The following is a 14437-nucleotide window of genomic DNA, read 5'->3' as shown; positions in this document are numbered from 1 at the left end:
TGTATGACGTGTTTTAATGAAACTTGTCCTCAATGGATTTCATGGAATTAAAACGGTCAGCTCGAACGATTCTATTGACTGAATGAATCATTTCTTCATAGATGTAAAATAGAAATTCAGTAGATATGAAATCGATCAGTTGTTGATGTTTAAATTGATACGTTTTGCTATCCCAGGTAATTTCACGATCCCTTCCTCTAGGGTGAATGAAAATCCCGTTATTGTGAACTGCATTCCGAAGCAATCTCATTAAGTCAAACAACGGTATTTCAGTTTCTAAGTTTAACTCCTTCAAGTATTCATCATAAACAACTTTGAAAGATTGCACTCCCGTTGGATCGAATCCCGAAGAGACCAAATTAAGAGACTTCCTTATCATGGTTTCTACTTTCGAAAAGTAAAAAACGAGAAACGCATGTTTTGTGAATTTACCATGATTTTGAACGGCACTAATGTCGCCAGCACTTGGTTTTCTTTTATAATGCTTTTCCCACCATTCCGGAATGCAAATTGTCATAGAAACAGCGGCAAAATCTAGTAACATTGTATGAAATATATTACCTGATAGCCCCACGAATTTTGTTCTAAAGTCCTCTTTTCCATAGTCTTTGATAAGGTCGTCGTGTTGAGTTTTTACAATTCCAAGGATACGCTCTGTTTCTTCAATTAATTGTTTGTTTTCCTCTATAATTTCCATTCTTCTCTTTTCAGATGCGTTTTAACGATATGTTGATTTGGACATAATCACTCTTGTTTTACTAAGGTTGTTATGTTTGAGAAATTGCTCGATTTCCTCCAGTTTCATTTGACACCTTGGGCCAATCACGATTTCCTTAATCAAATCCGAATTAAATTTTTTATCGAAGTTATAACTGTAATATGTCGTTATTCTATTTGAGTTTATTCTAAACTTTAAATCAGATAATTGATTCAGTGGTTCTTCATATGAATCTGTTGGAGTATGAATTATTCTCCATTCTCTTTCTTCTTTGAAACTTGGATTTTTGAATATCAGACCCCAATTCACCAATGAAAAAGCCAGATCGAGGCTTAACATTATGTTGTCATCAGAGCTGGGATCTTTGTCAAATGCTTCTTTGACATCCTTACATAATTCAATGACTTTGTTTTTCTGAGAATAGTTGTAGTATTCCACTTTCTCAATTCCAAGAGTATTATGAGCATATACGTTTGGAGCAGGGAGTTCATTTTTAATGTTGAGATGCTTTGTACTAAATCCGATCGCAACACCCTGCCCATCATGAGAATAGGCGCGCCATTGACTAAGCAAATCTTTGTTTGCCGATAAGCAGAAAATGAAGGGAGGTTTACTATTCCATTCATACATATCAAATGAGTCCTTAATTAACTTGTCATATCTAGTCTCGCTAAAGAAGTCCTTAACTATGTCGAAATGATGTTCAATCCATTTATTCTCATATGAATCATTCATTTGACTGCTATTACATAGCCATATTGATTTAGATGAAACAATATGAAAGAAACTTTCAATAGAGCAGTAGTGATATAGTCCGCTGGGAATCTTACTCATCGATCATGGCATACAACATCCGGATATAGTGGATAAAGTGTACTATATCTGCTTAAATGTGATATAAAACTACGCAATATCTCCCTTACACCTCTTTGTGTTGATTCAGTCGTACTACCACTTTGAGTGGTGGGACGACTTTGTTGCCGTCAACTCTTTAGTGGCATCCGCTTAAACTTCTTCGAACGGTCAAACAGGTATCGATAGGTATGATGCGTTTTCACTACATCGCCTCCAACCTGCTCTACCACCTTGATCATCTTTGGGTTGAAGTCACCGATCCAGTTCATCTCCAGATCTTTGTATCGGGTGTACTTATCCTGCACCATGTCCCGGGTAGCCATGATTAACGCTCCGTCTACACCTTTACCCTGATGATCCGGGGAAATGCCAAAGACCAGGCCGATCATTTTCGTATTGGTCTTCATCAGTTTGTGATAGACAAATTTTAGCTTTCCAATCAGGTCAAGCTTTCCGTTTACATGCTTAAACACCTGGTTTAGTTCAGGGATGTTAATGTAAAAACCAACCGGCTTGTCTTTGTGATAGCCAAACCACATGATCTTCTCATCCATGATGGGCTTCATCTTTTTGATGATCGCATTGGCCTGCACAGAAGTCATTTCAGCCACTCCCGGATGTCTGGCCCAGGCATCATTATATACCGTTCGGAAATCTTCAGCATATTCTTTCAGCTTCTTTTTTTCAATATGCCTGAAGGTGTAATCAGGATCCTTGTCTGCCACTTGTGCCTTTTCATATAGTCGATCACTAAGCGGATCCATCACCGGCCGTCCGAAGGTAAACTGCTTGAAATAGATTTGGAAACCGTAATTTTCGAACAGATCTACATAATACGGAAAGTTATAGTTGCACTGATAGTTGGGTGGTCGGTCAAAACCATCAACGAGTAACCCCCACCAGGTGTCCCGGTCACCAAAGTTGATGGGTCCGTCCATCGCTTCCATGCCTTTCTCCTCCAGCCATTTTTTGCCGGTATCAAACAACAGGTTGGCCGCTTCCTGATCATTGACGCACTCGAAAAAACCTACGCCTCCGGTTGGCTGATCATTGTCTTTATTGACTGTTTTTTGATTGATAAAAGCGGCAATTCTTCCAATCGTTTCTCCATTATCATTTTTCAGGATCCAGCGCGTACACTCCCCGTTTCTGAAAAACTTATTCACCTTCGGGTCAAATACCCCATTGATGTCTTTGTCAAGCGGTCGTATCCAGTTTGGCTCGTCCTTGTAAAGACGAATGGGGAACTGCAAAAATTCGTTAGCTGTTTTCTTATCCTGTACTTCTATGACGTGCATGGAGGGCAAATTTTAGGCAAATAAAACACTAATCTAGCATGAAGAAAATTGGAATATTAGGATCAGGGGTCGTTGGACGCACCCTGGCAGACGGATTTATTAAACATGGCCATGCAGTCATGATAGGGACACGGGATACAAGCAAACTGGATGACTGGAAAAAGGAAGCCGGAGAAAAGGGAAGTACCGGTTTATTCTCGGAAACGGCAGACTTTGGTGAGATCATCGTTTTAGCCGTGAAAGGGCATGCGGCAAAGGATGTGTTGAAAATGGCCGGAGATGGAATCAACGGAAAAACCGTGATAGATGCCACTAATCCAATTGATGAAAAAGCCGGTCCCGTGAATGGGGTGCTGCAGTTTTTTACAGACATCAACCGATCGTTAATGGAGGACTTACAGGAATCGAACCCTGAAGCTCATTTTGTGAAATGCTTTAGCTCAGTTGGGGCGCATCTGATGGTCAACCCGGAGATTGGAGGAGGCCAAAAACCATCCATGTTTATTGCCGGAAATGACGAGTCAGCGAAGAAAGAAGTCTCAGCAATTCTGGATCTGTTCGGTTGGGAAACCGAAGACATGGGATCTATAGAGGCGGCCCGGGCGATAGAGCCACTTTGTATACTCTGGTGTATTCCGGGCTTCAAAGACAATCAATGGTCACATGCGTTTAAACTTTTGAGATAATGCGAAAACGAATCATCGTAACCGGAGGAAATCGTGGAATTGGAAAAGAAATCTGTCGACAGCTGGTAGAGCAAGGTCATGATGTAGTGCTCACCGCCCGATCGATCGAGAAAGGAGAAGATGCTGCGATTGAGGTTGGGGCCAGGTTTCGTGAGCTCGATGTTTCCAAAAAAGATAATATTCTGGAGTTTACTCAAAAGTATAAGGCTGAGGTCGGTGAACTGGATGTATTGATCAACAATGCAGGCATTCTGATTGATGATGGTATGAATGTTTTGAATGCTGATCTCGAAGTGGTTCAGCAGACCATAGAAACCAATGTGTTTGGCCCCTGGACGTTGACTCAGGAATTAGCCCCACTTTTAGAGAAGTCCGCAGATGGAAGGATTATCAATATTTCCAGTGGCATGGGTGCCATTGATGATTTGAGAGCAGATCACCCGGCGTACCGAATCTCTAAAACAGCCTTAAACTCCTTGACGATCATGACACATCAACAAATTGGGGCTAGCGTAAAAGTAAATGCCATGTGTCCTGGCTGGGTGCGAACAGATATGGGAGGCTCTGGTGCATCAAGGCCTGTAGAAAAAGGAGCCGAAACAGCGGTTTGGTTGGCTACTGCAGAGGATATTCCGAGTGGGAAATTCTTGAGAGATAAAAAGGTGATTGATTGGTGAGTTATTCCACCCGGACAAAGGCATAGTCATTCACATCCCAGTCGATAACCAATCCACGACCAACACCCTTGGCCACTTCATCTCCATAAAGATGATGGACTAAATAGAGTGCTACATCATAGGATTTTGCGCCACCAGCAGAGGTAAGCAGGTTGTTGTGATGTACAAACGAAACGCCTTCATGAACGTTCAAAGAGGGGAATGTTACTTTGTATCTGGCAATATCCGATGGAAAAGTGGTAGACTCTTTTCCATCAACTAGTCCTGCCTTTGCTAAAACGAATGCTCCGTCACAAAGCGACATGACATAATCAGCCTTGGTTCCGACTTCTGAAACCCAGTTTATTAGCGTTTCATTTTCTAAGTCGGAATCCATGTTGTGCTCAGCGCTTGGCACAACCAGAATATCAATCTCCGGAAGGTCTTCGCTATCGAATGAATAATCAGGAAACAGCCTTAACCCTTCAAAGGTAGTGACCGTATCCATTGTCTCTGCGACTGTGAAAACCGTGATGCCCCCTTCGGTATGGAAAACGGTGTGCTGGAAAATATCAAAGGGAGCCATCAGCTCAGAGTTATATACGCCATCAATCATCAGAAAAGCCGCGTTGAATGATTGGCCGGAAGCAACCGGCTCAATAGTGATCTCTTTTTTCTCCTCTGAGGGCTTGCAGCCAATTAGGACGATCAGTAAAACGACGAGTAATTTTCTCATGATAGTTTCCATTTAAGTTTGTCCCATAGGCTCATATCGTCGAGATTAGCCTTCATTTTTTCGCCAACAGTCTCAATGGCTTTGAGTGGACGAAGCATTACTTTAAACTCTGTGATCAACTCGTCCTTGTTAGCTGTAATGATATCAACCCCATCGATTTGAATGCCGTCTATTTCCGCATTGAATTCCAAAATAGCCTCTTGTTCATTGATCACTTCCTTCACATAGTGAAAGTTGGTATCCTCAAACATTCTCGCAGCAGCAAGCAGATAAGTCATTACCAGCTTACGACCTTTTTGAGGTTTGAAAAGTATCGGAGAGTGAAATACAGCGTCTTTATCAAGCATTGATTTAAGCAACCGGGCATCTTGCTTTTTGACCACCTCATGCCAGTTACTTAATAGCGCTTTCATGGGTTACAGCCCAAAGGCTTCTTTTACCTGATCTACGTAATCCAGTTTTTCCCAGGTGAAGGTTTCTACCACTTTCTTCACCTCTTCACCACCATTTCCAATGAAGTTTACCTGCTTTACTTCCGGGGTTCTTCCCATGTGACCGTAAGCGGCAGATTCGGAATAGATCGGCTCTTTCAGTTTGAGTCGTTTGATGATATATGCAGGGCGCATATCGAATATCTTTTCAACGATTTTAGCAATTTCTCCATCGTTCATATCCACATTGGCTGTGCCATACGTATTCACATAAATACCCATCGGTTCCGGTACTCCTATCGCATAAGACACCTGTACCAATATTTCATTAGCAACTCCTGCTGCTACCAGGTTTTTTGCAATATGACGTGTTGCATAAGCCGCAGAACGGTCCACCTTCGAAGGATCTTTGCCTGAGAATGCTCCTCCGCCGTGAGCTCCTTTACCGCCATAAGTATCTACAATGATTTTTCTTCCGGTCAGACCAGCGTCACCGTGCGGTCCTCCAATCACAAACTTCCCGGTCGGGTTGATGTGGTATTTGATCTGATCATTGAAAAGGGCCTGGTTATCTGGCTTCATTTTCTTGATCACCCGAGGAATAAGGATATTGATTACATCCTCTTTGATCTTTTTCAGCATATTATCCTCATTGTCAAACTCATCGTGCTGAGTAGAAACAACAATCGCATCAATTCGTACAGGCCTGTTCTCGTCATCGTATTCGATGGTTACCTGCGACTTGGCATCAGGTCTCAGGTAAGTCATCTCTTTTCCTTCTTTTCTGATCGCAGAAAGTTCCATCAGAATGCTGTGAGAGATATTCAATGCCAAAGGCATGTAATTATCAGTTTCGGTAGTGGCATAACCAAACATCATTCCCTGGTCGCCCGCACCCTGTTCGTCTTCAGAGTCTCTGTCTACCCCCTGATTGATGTCTGGAGATTGTTCGTGGATAGCCGAAATAACACCACACGAGTTCCCATCAAACATGTATTCACCCTTCGTGTAACCAATTCGATTAATCACCTCTCTGGCAATATTCTGTACGTCTACATAAGCTGTGGTTTTAACCTCACCTGCAAGGGTCACCAATCCGGTTGTAACCATGGTTTCACAAGCTACCTTGCTATCAGGATCGAAGGCAAGAAAATGATCGAGTAGTGCATCTGAGATTTGATCTGCAATCTTATCCGGGTGTCCTTCACTGACGGACTCTGAGGTAAATAAGTAGGGCATGTATGTTTGATCTTAATTTTTAAAGTTGGTCGGCAAATTTAGAAGATTCGGAGAACTCCTTCACGGGAATTGACCAAAACTGAATATCGCAGGGATTTTATGTATCTGAATGTCAGTCTTCTGCCACTTGGAGATAGGCTGAGTTAGGATTTTTTCGTTTGATCCGGAGATATCAGCTGCGATACTCATCAGCGTATCCGGTCGACAGGCCTTTAGAATATCTTTGACTAATTGATGGTTTCGATAGGGAGTCTCCATAAAGAGCTGGGTGTATCCTGACTGGCTCAACCGTTCCAATTCTTTTATTTTTTTCTGTCGAGGGTTTTTATCTATAGGTAAATAGCCGTGAAAAGTAAACTGCTGTCCATTGAAGCCGGAGGCGATGAGCGCCATTTGAATAGATGAGGTGCCTGGCATGGGAACCACCTGAATGCCGGTCTGATGGGCGAAGCTGACTGTCAGATTCCCCGGATCTGCCAAGCATGGAACGCCTGCTTCTGAGATCACTGCCATGTCTTCTCCGTTTCTGGCGGGTTCAAACAGCGGATACATTTGATCCCAGTTTGATTTTTTGTCCAGAATCTGAAACTGCAACTCATCTATCGTAATGCCTGCTTTCAGGCTGCTAATGAATCTTCTGGCCGTTCGCACATTTTCTACGAAGTAGTGTTTTGTGTGTTTAAGCACATCTATGACCATTGGTGAAACAAATGATGCATCATTATCTGTTGACAGATAGGTAGGAATCAGAAATAGTTTACCTTGACTCATATGGGCAAAATATTGATTTTAATTGGATTGGCACTAGTTGTTATTGGTGCAATTATGGAGTTTGCTCCGAACGTTCCGTTGGGCAGGCTGCCGGGAGACATCCGAATCGAAAGAGAAAATTTCAGTTTTTACCTCCCAATCACCACATGTATATTAATCAGTTTGCTATTGATGCTGTTTGGTTATTTATGGAATAAAATCAGGTAATGAGGGTTGTCATTTCGAGCATAGCGAGAAATCTATACTAAAGATGTTTGACGATTTATACGGTAAGGATTTCTCCTTTCAGTCGAAATGACATTATATAAAAAGGTTTCCAGGATATTTTGCTTTAGCTCAAAAACTCCATCACCATTTCTCCCAACTCCTTCGGCTTCTCTGCATGCACCCAGTGTCCGGCATCTTTCACTGACGCAATCAACGCTTTTGGAAAATGTTCACGGATCAGGTCATGGTCCTCATCAGTGATATAATCGGATTTGCTTCCGGCAATGAATAGCGTGGTGCCTTCAAAACTCACATCACCCTCTATTCCTTCACCTACCTTGTCAATGGCTCGCTCAATTGCGTTCACATTGAGCTTCCAGCCAAAGCTTCCATCCTTTTTTCTATCCAGGTTTTTCAGGATAAACTGACGAACACCGAAATTGGAGATCACTTTGGCCATTTGCTCATCCGCGTCCTTTCTGTTTTCAAGGCTATCGAGATCTACTGAATGAAACCCCTCAAAAATTTCCTGGTGGTGAGGAGGATAATATTTTGGTGCGATATCCACTACGATGAGTTTATCCACTCTGTTGGTGTGCTGAGTGGCGAGATGCATGGCTACTTTTCCACCCATAGAGTGTCCCAGAATATGGGCTTTTTTCAGGTCTTCATCATCCATCAACTCCACTACATCTTTCACCATCACATCATAGTCAAACTCATCACTATGCGGAGAATTTCCATGATTTCTCAGGTCTACCAAATAGACTTTAAACCTCTCTGCGAAAACTTTGCCCAGCGTTTGCCAGTTATCAGACGATCCGAATACCCCATGCATGATGATGAGGGGATCGCCTTCTCCTAATGTTCTAAAGTTCAATTTCATTAATCAGGAAAAATTTGATTACAGGTTTATGAAAGGACAAAATGATTGGTTTTGTTCATTTCATGCCCATAAAATGGTTTTGACTCAAAGTTACATATTACCTTCACGAGCTTTATGAACTCGATCAGCACATTTCTAGCAGATGCAGTAGCCTTCATATGGGGACCTCCTTTGCTTATTCTTCTTTTAGGAGGAGGGCTTTTTCTTTTGGTTTATTCGCGATTCCTTCCATTTAGATATCTCCGTCACGCAGTTAATATTTTGAGGGGCAAGTATGATGACCCAAATGATCCAGGGGAGATCAGCCATTTTCAGGCACTAAGTGGTGCATTGGCTGCCACGATAGGTATGGGAAATATTAGTGGGGTTGCGTTAGCCATTGCGGCTGGTGGACCAGGAGCAATGTTCTGGATGTGGATGAGTGCCTTTGTAGGGATGGCAACCAAATATTTTACTTGCACCCTTGCTGTTCAGTTTAGAGGAAAAGACTCTGAAGGCGAACTACAAGGAGGACCTATGTACGTGATCCGTGAAGCCCTTGGAAAAAAGTGGATGCCACTCGCCATTTTCTTTTGTGTTGCAGGCTTTTTTGGTGCTACTCCTGTATTCCAAACCAATCAGATGGTAGCAGTATTCAAGAATGTGGTGCTGACGCCAATCGGTATTGAAAGCTCATTCGTAGTAAACTTATCCATAGGTATTGTAATAGCCGCTTTGGTGGCAATCGTAATCTTAGGAGGAATTAAACGAATTGGGAATGTGGCTTCTAAGTTGGTTCCTTTCATGGTGATTTTATTTGTTCTAAGTGTGCTTTCGATCATGATCACAAACCCTTCAGAGATTATTCCATCTTTTTTGTTCATCATTGAAGATGCCTTTACTGCTAAAGCAGTGTTGGGAGGTGCTGTTGGAGCTGTCATAGTTGAAGGCGCCAAAAGAGCCGCATTTTCCAATGAAGCAGGGATAGGAATGGCACCACTAATGCATGGTGCGGCCAAAACAAAAGAACCAGTTCGAGAAGGTTTGGTAGCTATGCTCGGACCTACCATCGATACCATTATCATTTGTACCATGACCGGCATTTGCATTTTGATCACAGGGGTTTGGAACAGCGGGGAAGCAGATGGAATCGTGATGACGGCAAGTGCATTCGAGGTGGGGTTACCTGGGGTTGGCCCGATAGTATTAATGATCTGTGTAATGGTTTTTGCCATCACCACCATTTTCGGTCTGGCCTATTATGGTCAGAAATGTTTGTCTTTTATAATTGGAGCGAGGTTCGGCAAGTATTTTTATTATTGGTACATTGCCTTAGTCCTGGTGGGGTCAGTAGCATCTCTAACAGATGTGGTCAATTTGGTGTTTGTAGCATACGGATTGATGGCTTTCCCTACAATGATTTCAACGGTAATACTAGCGCCGAAAGTGATGCAAGCCACCAAGAAGTATTTTAGTGAAGTATATAAATCGTAATCATTTGGAATGCTGGTACTTAGATGCCATATCTTTGCGCCCAATATCATTTAAGATAGGATGAGAATTGTAATAGCTGGAGCCGGTGAGATGGGGTTTCATCTTGCAAAGCTTTTAACCGCCGAAGAGCAGGATATTGTAATCATAGATTCAAATCCTACCGTACTGGAGTATGTCTCCCAACACCTGGATGTAAGCACGGTGCGAGGGAGCTCCACCTCTCCGCGGATATTAAAGGAAGCCAATATTGGAAAGGCGGATTTGTTAATAGCCGTAACCTCCATTCAGGAGACGAATATTACCACCTGTATTTTGGGGAAAAGTCTGGGAGCAAAGAAAACCATTGCGAGAATATCCAATACTGAGCTCCTTCACTCTCGTGATGAATTAAACCTCAGTAATGTTGGAATTGATGAGATCATTTCCCCAGCTTCTCTAGCGGCAAGGGAGATCAAACGATTACTCAAACAGTCTGCTTTGACGGATACCTTTGAGTTTGAAAAGGGGATGCTATCCCTTGTGGGGATCACAGTGGATGAAGGCTCTCAGCTGTTTGGAAAAACACTGACTGAAACCGCATATTTAAATCCTGATCACAATTTTACCACGGTAGCGATTCTTAGAGACAACAAAACCATCATTCCATACGGTGAAAATAAATTTCAGGATGGAGATCATGCGTATTTCATTGCCCAACCTGATGGAATTGAGCGAGTAACCGCTCTGGCTGGGAAGGAGAGCTTCGAGATCAAGAACGTGATGATTCTTGGCGCTAGTAAAGTGGGAATAAACACGGCCAAGCTTTTGAGTAAGAAATACAACATCAAGTTGATTGAGGCCGACAAAGAAAAATGTCTTCACCTGGTGGATGAGCTACCAGATACCATGATCATTAATGGCGATGGAAGGGATATTAATCTTTTGAAAGAGGAAAGCATTGATCGGATGGATGCATTTGTTGCGCTTACTGAAAACTCTGAAACAAACATCATGGCTTCCCTGGTTGCCAAAAATCAGGGGGTGAGAAAAACCATCGCCCTGGTGGAAAATGTGGACTATATCCACCTTTCTCAGAGCATTGGTATCGATACACTGATCAATAAAAAATTGATAGCGGCAAGCTTTATCTTTAGGTATATCCGTAAAGGTGAAGTACTCAACATTGCTGGAATTCATGGGGTGGATGCAGAAATACTTGAGTTTGAATTAGGAGAAAAATCTAGGATAACTGAGCAGCCATTGAAAGATCTTGATTTTCCGAAAACAGCGATTGTTGGTGGGGTAATTCGGGATGGACGTGGAATTGCTGTGAGAGGTAACTTCGAATTTCAACCCAAAGACCGGGTAGTCGTTTTATCAAAGCCAGAATGTATTAGGAAAGTGGAGAGCTTCTTCAAATAATGCAGTTTAACTACAACTTTAAGGTCATTTTTAAAGTTATTGGGATTCTTCTTTTAATCAATGGAGGATTCATGCTCACCTGCTTGCCCTTCAGCTTTTATTACAATGAGGGCGATCACCTGGCACTTATTAGCTCGTCGCTCATCACCATTGGTATAGGATCTCTTTTACTTCTAATCACCAGAAACCTCCACACCAATGAGATGCGGAAAAAAGACGGATACCTCATAGTTACGATGGGCTGGCTTTCCATGTCTTTTTTCGGCTCCTTGCCATACATTATCAGTGGAGCGATTCCTGATTTAACCAATGCATTTTTTGAAACGCTATCAGGCTTTTCCACCACTGGAGCAACTGTTCTTACCGATATCGAGTCGGTAGATAAAGGGATTCTTTTTTGGCGAAGCTTAACTCAGTGGATCGGAGGAATGGGGATTATTGTGTTAACGGTCGCCATCCTTCCCCTTTTAGGCATTGGCGGCATGCAGCTTTTTGTGGCCGAGGCACCTGGCATATCTCCTGACAAACTGCAGCCAAGAATCAAAGAAACAGCCAAGCGTTTATGGATTATTTATTGCGGGCTGACAGTGACTGAGCTGGCCTTGCTGTGGGCCGGAGGAATGACGTTCTATGATGCAATTAATCACAGCCTGACGACCATGGCTACCGGAGGATTTTCAACGAAAAATGCCAGCATTGCTCATTATCAGGATCCGTTCATTCAATATGTAATCATCTTTTTTATGTTCATGGCAGGGACTAATTTCACCATGACCTATTTTGGTCTGCATGGGAAATTCAAAAAGGTGCTGAGAAATGAGGAGTTTCGGTTCTACCTGATTTTTTGCGTGGCGTCTTCCTTAATAGTAGGACTCATCATTTTCAATTTGGGACATGACACCTTCGAGAAATCCATCCGGGATGCTTTATTCCAGATCGTTTCTGTGGTTACTACCACCGGATATGTGACCCATGATTATACTGCATGGACATCTTTTCTAACCGTTGTATTCTTCCTGCTGATGTTTGCGGGAGGGTCAGCAGGATCTACCGCAGGCGGTGTGAAGCTGGTGAGGCACATTCTATTGATTAAAAACAGCTTGTTAGAACTGAAACGTATCCTACATCCATCAGCTATTATCCCTGTACGATTTAATGGAAAGTCTGTCAGCAGAGACATTACGTTCAATGTGCTCGCGTTTATAATGATCTATATCCTAATCGTTTGTTTTGGGGCCATCGCTGTTTCTTCGTTTGGAATCGATTTCAATACATCTTTAGGAGCTGTGGCCACTACCTTAGGAAACATTGGACCTGGGATTGGTGATGTGGGGCCTGTTGACAATTTTGCCCATCTACCTACTGGTGTAAAATGGATTCTTTCGTTTATGATGCTTCTTGGCAGATTGGAACTTTTTACAGTGCTAATCCTCTTTACTCCATTTTTCTGGAGAAAAGTTTAAGGCCTTTCAGCAGATTGGGTCATCTTTGAGCGATTCATCAAAAAATGAATAAATGAATATCCTCAGTTATATAATCTGGACGGTAGATCCGGCCATCTTCACCATTCCTTTTACTGACTATGCACCACGTTGGTATGGAGTATTATTTGCATTAGGATTCTTGCTTTCTCAGCAGGTTTTCTTTCGAATTTTTAAAGCGGAAGGGCGTCCGGAAAAAGATGTAGAGCGGATAACCGGATATATGGTTATAGCGACCATCATTGGTGCACGGTTAGGTCACTGTCTGTTTTACAATCCTGAATACTACTTATCCAATCCGATTAAAATCCTAATGATTTGGGAAGGAGGGCTGGCGAGTCATGGAGGAGCGCTTGGTATTTTAGTTGCTATTTATCTGTTCTGCAAAAAATACAATTATCGTTATCTCTGGATTTTAGACAGGCTGGTTATTGTGGTAGCTCTAACAGGAGCTATGATTCGAACCGGCAATCTTTTCAACTCCGAAATGGAGGGGACTCTTACAAACTCCAATACTGGTATCGTGTACGCCCGTGCTACTTACGATGTGCTCAATTACTCCGAGGATGTGGATGATGTCTGGTTTGAAAAAGGAGGAGAATTGCAAAGTGATCAGGCAGGGTTTGTACCGATCACAGCATTCATCGAATACCGCAGGGGGTACAAGTTCGAGCTAAAGGATAAAATGTTTGTTGAGAACCAGCTGAAAAGTACGCTAAGCAGATATGGTGAAGTGACGGAACATGTTGATTTTGGAGATGGCCCCCTGGCCTACAAAAACTATCAAAAGGATGGCAAAGAGATCGTAGAAATTGCTGCGAAAGGTAAAGTGAGACATGCAGCTCAATTATACGAGGCGATTTATTGTGTTATTCTGATGATCGTACTTTACTGGCTTTGGAGCAAAAGAAAAGATATCCTGCCGCAAGGATTCAATTTCGCACTTTTTATGATCGTGCTATGGTCACTACGATTTGTGGATGAGTTCTTTAAGATGAACCAAGAAGCGTTTGAGGAAGATCTCGCGTTAAACATGGGTCAGATATTAAGCATCCCACTCACCATAGCAGGAATTGTTTTGATGGTGTGGATTTTTACAAAAGATCGAAAGATGTCAGATTTTCAGTAGGCATAAAAAAAGGGAGCTACGTGCTCCCTTCCTTAATTCTTTCAAAGAAATCTTACTGATCTTCTTCTTCTTCAGCAGCTCCTTCTGTAGCTTCCTCAACCTCAGCAGCAAGAGAATCTACAGCAACGTCTACTGAGTCCATTGCTTCGTCAGCAGCTTCTTCCATATCATCCATTGCTTCTTCAGCAGCCTCTCCTGCTTCCTCCACTGCATCCTCTGCTTCAGAATCTGATGATGAAGATGATGATGTGCATGCTCCTAGGAATGCAACCATAGCTAATAGTAAAAGTACTTTTTTCATTTTTGGTCAGGTTTTAATTTCCCATAAAATTATAAGGATAATGCTCATAAACAAACGATAAATGCCTTTTCGTAAAAAAAATCAAAATAAAAAATTCCAGTTTATTAAATCACTCACTAATTTTTTTGACTGACGACTTGTCCTTTTTTCCAATCAAACCATCACTAAC

At 42.3% G+C, this 14437-nt stretch carries 16 protein-coding genes; 7 read left to right on the top strand and 9 right to left on the bottom strand.

Annotation, left to right across the window (positions count from 1 at the left end):
- Nucleotides 1-13: 13 nt before the first annotated feature.
- The 3 genes from ACP14Y_RS08940 to ACP14Y_RS08930 form a co-directional block, all read right to left on the bottom strand.
- Nucleotides 14-697, bottom strand: a complete 684-nt coding sequence (locus ACP14Y_RS08940) for a hypothetical protein (RefSeq protein WP_424962619.1) — start codon at nt 695-697, stop codon at nt 14-16.
- Nucleotides 698-718: 21 nt separating this feature from the next.
- Nucleotides 719-1453: a DUF2971 domain-containing protein gene (locus tag ACP14Y_RS08935; RefSeq protein ID WP_424962618.1), complete on the bottom strand. Its 735-nt coding sequence runs from the start codon at nt 1451-1453 to the stop codon at nt 719-721.
- A gap of 248 nt (nt 1454-1701) precedes the next feature.
- Complete coding sequence (locus ACP14Y_RS08930; protein WP_424962617.1) at nt 1702-2871, bottom strand: hypothetical protein; 1170 nt, start codon at nt 2869-2871, stop codon at nt 1702-1704.
- 38 nt (nt 2872-2909) lie between these two features.
- Here ACP14Y_RS08930 and ACP14Y_RS08925 point away from each other — a divergent pair, with 38 nt between their 5' ends.
- Both ACP14Y_RS08925 and ACP14Y_RS08920 read left to right on the top strand, forming a co-directional pair.
- Nucleotides 2910-3557 carry an NADPH-dependent F420 reductase gene (locus tag ACP14Y_RS08925; RefSeq protein WP_424962616.1) on the top strand — a complete coding sequence of 216 codons (648 nt, stop codon included), beginning with the start codon at nt 2910-2912 and terminating at the stop codon, nt 3555-3557.
- Nucleotides 3557-4234 carry an SDR family NAD(P)-dependent oxidoreductase gene (locus ACP14Y_RS08920; protein ID WP_424962615.1) on the top strand — a complete coding sequence of 226 codons (678 nt, stop codon included), beginning with the start codon at nt 3557-3559 and terminating at the stop codon, nt 4232-4234. The genes ACP14Y_RS08925 and ACP14Y_RS08920 overlap by 1 nt, the downstream gene beginning before the upstream one ends.
- Nucleotide 4235: 1 nt before the next feature.
- Here ACP14Y_RS08920 and ACP14Y_RS08915 read toward each other — a convergent pair whose 3' ends face one another.
- Genes ACP14Y_RS08915 through ACP14Y_RS08900 form a run of 4 tightly spaced genes read right to left on the bottom strand, consistent with a single transcriptional unit; the run spans nt 4236 to nt 7390 of the window.
- Nucleotides 4236-4949 carry a DJ-1/PfpI family protein gene (locus ACP14Y_RS08915; protein WP_424962614.1) on the bottom strand — a complete coding sequence of 238 codons (714 nt, stop codon included), beginning with the start codon at nt 4947-4949 and terminating at the stop codon, nt 4236-4238.
- A complete protein-coding gene (locus ACP14Y_RS08910; protein WP_424962613.1) occupies nt 4946-5362 on the bottom strand; it encodes a nuclear transport factor 2 family protein in 417 nt (138 codons plus the stop codon). The genes ACP14Y_RS08915 and ACP14Y_RS08910 overlap by 4 nt, the downstream gene beginning before the upstream one ends.
- Before the next feature lie 3 nt (nt 5363-5365).
- The gene (gene metK / locus ACP14Y_RS08905) at nt 5366-6619 is read right to left on the bottom strand and encodes a methionine adenosyltransferase (protein WP_424962612.1); all 1254 of its coding nucleotides are present in this window, start codon (nt 6617-6619) and stop codon (nt 5366-5368) included.
- A gap of 60 nt (nt 6620-6679) precedes the next feature.
- Nucleotides 6680-7390 carry an SAM-dependent methyltransferase gene (locus ACP14Y_RS08900; RefSeq protein WP_424962611.1) on the bottom strand — a complete coding sequence of 237 codons (711 nt, stop codon included), beginning with the start codon at nt 7388-7390 and terminating at the stop codon, nt 6680-6682.
- Between ACP14Y_RS08900 and ACP14Y_RS08895 the strand changes: the two genes are divergently transcribed.
- Entirely contained in the window at nt 7391-7597 is a 207-nt protein-coding gene (locus ACP14Y_RS08895; RefSeq protein WP_424962610.1) for a DUF2905 domain-containing protein, read from the top strand.
- A gap of 124 nt (nt 7598-7721) precedes the next feature.
- Here ACP14Y_RS08895 and ACP14Y_RS08890 read toward each other — a convergent pair whose 3' ends face one another.
- Entirely contained in the window at nt 7722-8483 is a 762-nt protein-coding gene (locus tag ACP14Y_RS08890; RefSeq protein WP_424962609.1) for an alpha/beta fold hydrolase, read from the bottom strand.
- 114 nt (nt 8484-8597) lie between these two features.
- Between ACP14Y_RS08890 and ACP14Y_RS08885 the strand changes: the two genes are divergently transcribed.
- Genes ACP14Y_RS08885 through ACP14Y_RS08870 form a run of 4 tightly spaced genes read left to right on the top strand, consistent with a single transcriptional unit; the run spans nt 8598 to nt 13967 of the window.
- Nucleotides 8598-9956, top strand: a complete 1359-nt coding sequence (locus tag ACP14Y_RS08885) for an alanine/glycine:cation symporter family protein (protein ID WP_424962608.1) — start codon at nt 8598-8600, stop codon at nt 9954-9956.
- A gap of 60 nt (nt 9957-10016) precedes the next feature.
- Nucleotides 10017-11357, top strand: a complete 1341-nt coding sequence (trkA, locus tag ACP14Y_RS08880) for a Trk system potassium transporter TrkA (RefSeq protein WP_424962607.1) — start codon at nt 10017-10019, stop codon at nt 11355-11357.
- Complete coding sequence (locus ACP14Y_RS08875) at nt 11357-12820, top strand: TrkH family potassium uptake protein (protein WP_424962606.1); 1464 nt, start codon at nt 11357-11359, stop codon at nt 12818-12820. The genes trkA and ACP14Y_RS08875 overlap by 1 nt, the downstream gene beginning before the upstream one ends.
- Before the next feature lie 52 nt (nt 12821-12872).
- Nucleotides 12873-13967 (top strand): prolipoprotein diacylglyceryl transferase, encoded by a 1095-nt coding sequence (locus tag ACP14Y_RS08870; protein ID WP_424962605.1) that lies wholly within the window; start codon nt 12873-12875, stop codon nt 13965-13967.
- 52 nt (nt 13968-14019) lie between these two features.
- On the opposite strand, the gene ACP14Y_RS08865 is transcribed toward ACP14Y_RS08870, so the two are convergent.
- Complete coding sequence (locus tag ACP14Y_RS08865) at nt 14020-14268, bottom strand: hypothetical protein (RefSeq protein ID WP_424962604.1); 249 nt, start codon at nt 14266-14268, stop codon at nt 14020-14022.
- Nucleotides 14269-14437 lie beyond the last annotated feature (169 nt).

Source organism: Ekhidna sp. (genome assembly GCF_965247405.1).
Lineage (GTDB): Bacteria > Bacteroidota > Bacteroidia > Cytophagales > Cyclobacteriaceae > Ekhidna.
This window is presented reverse-complemented; position numbering and strand designations above follow the sequence as displayed.

Bases quoted from the DNA above. Each gene is read 5' to 3' on its own strand.
- ACP14Y_RS08885 (WP_424962608.1), top strand. From the start codon at position 8,598: ATGAACTCGATCAGCACATTTCTAGCAGATGCAGTAGCCTTCATATGG.
- ACP14Y_RS08940 (WP_424962619.1), bottom strand. From the start codon at position 697: ATGGAAATTATAGAGGAAAACAAACAATTAATTGAAGAAACAGAGCGT.
- ACP14Y_RS08875 (WP_424962606.1), top strand. From the start codon at position 11,357: ATGCAGTTTAACTACAACTTTAAGGTCATTTTTAAAGTTATTGGGATT.
- ACP14Y_RS08935 (WP_424962618.1), bottom strand. From the start codon at position 1,453: ATGAATGATTCATATGAGAATAAATGGATTGAACATCATTTCGACATA.
- ACP14Y_RS08930 (WP_424962617.1), bottom strand. From the start codon at position 2,871: ATGCACGTCATAGAAGTACAGGATAAGAAAACAGCTAACGAATTTTTG.
- metK (WP_424962612.1), bottom strand. From the start codon at position 6,619: ATGCCCTACTTATTTACCTCAGAGTCCGTCAGTGAAGGACACCCGGAT.
- ACP14Y_RS08865 (WP_424962604.1), bottom strand. From the start codon at position 14,268: ATGAAAAAAGTACTTTTACTATTAGCTATGGTTGCATTCCTAGGAGCA.
- ACP14Y_RS08890 (WP_424962609.1), bottom strand. From the start codon at position 8,483: ATGAAATTGAACTTTAGAACATTAGGAGAAGGCGATCCCCTCATCATC.
- trkA (WP_424962607.1), top strand. From the start codon at position 10,017: ATGAGAATTGTAATAGCTGGAGCCGGTGAGATGGGGTTTCATCTTGCA.
- ACP14Y_RS08915 (WP_424962614.1), bottom strand. From the start codon at position 4,949: ATGAGAAAATTACTCGTCGTTTTACTGATCGTCCTAATTGGCTGCAAG.
- ACP14Y_RS08870 (WP_424962605.1), top strand. From the start codon at position 12,873: ATGAATATCCTCAGTTATATAATCTGGACGGTAGATCCGGCCATCTTC.
- ACP14Y_RS08895 (WP_424962610.1), top strand. From the start codon at position 7,391: ATGGGCAAAATATTGATTTTAATTGGATTGGCACTAGTTGTTATTGGT.
- ACP14Y_RS08910 (WP_424962613.1), bottom strand. From the start codon at position 5,362: ATGAAAGCGCTATTAAGTAACTGGCATGAGGTGGTCAAAAAGCAAGAT.
- ACP14Y_RS08925 (WP_424962616.1), top strand. From the start codon at position 2,910: ATGAAGAAAATTGGAATATTAGGATCAGGGGTCGTTGGACGCACCCTG.
- ACP14Y_RS08920 (WP_424962615.1), top strand. From the start codon at position 3,557: ATGCGAAAACGAATCATCGTAACCGGAGGAAATCGTGGAATTGGAAAA.
- ACP14Y_RS08900 (WP_424962611.1), bottom strand. From the start codon at position 7,390: ATGAGTCAAGGTAAACTATTTCTGATTCCTACCTATCTGTCAACAGAT.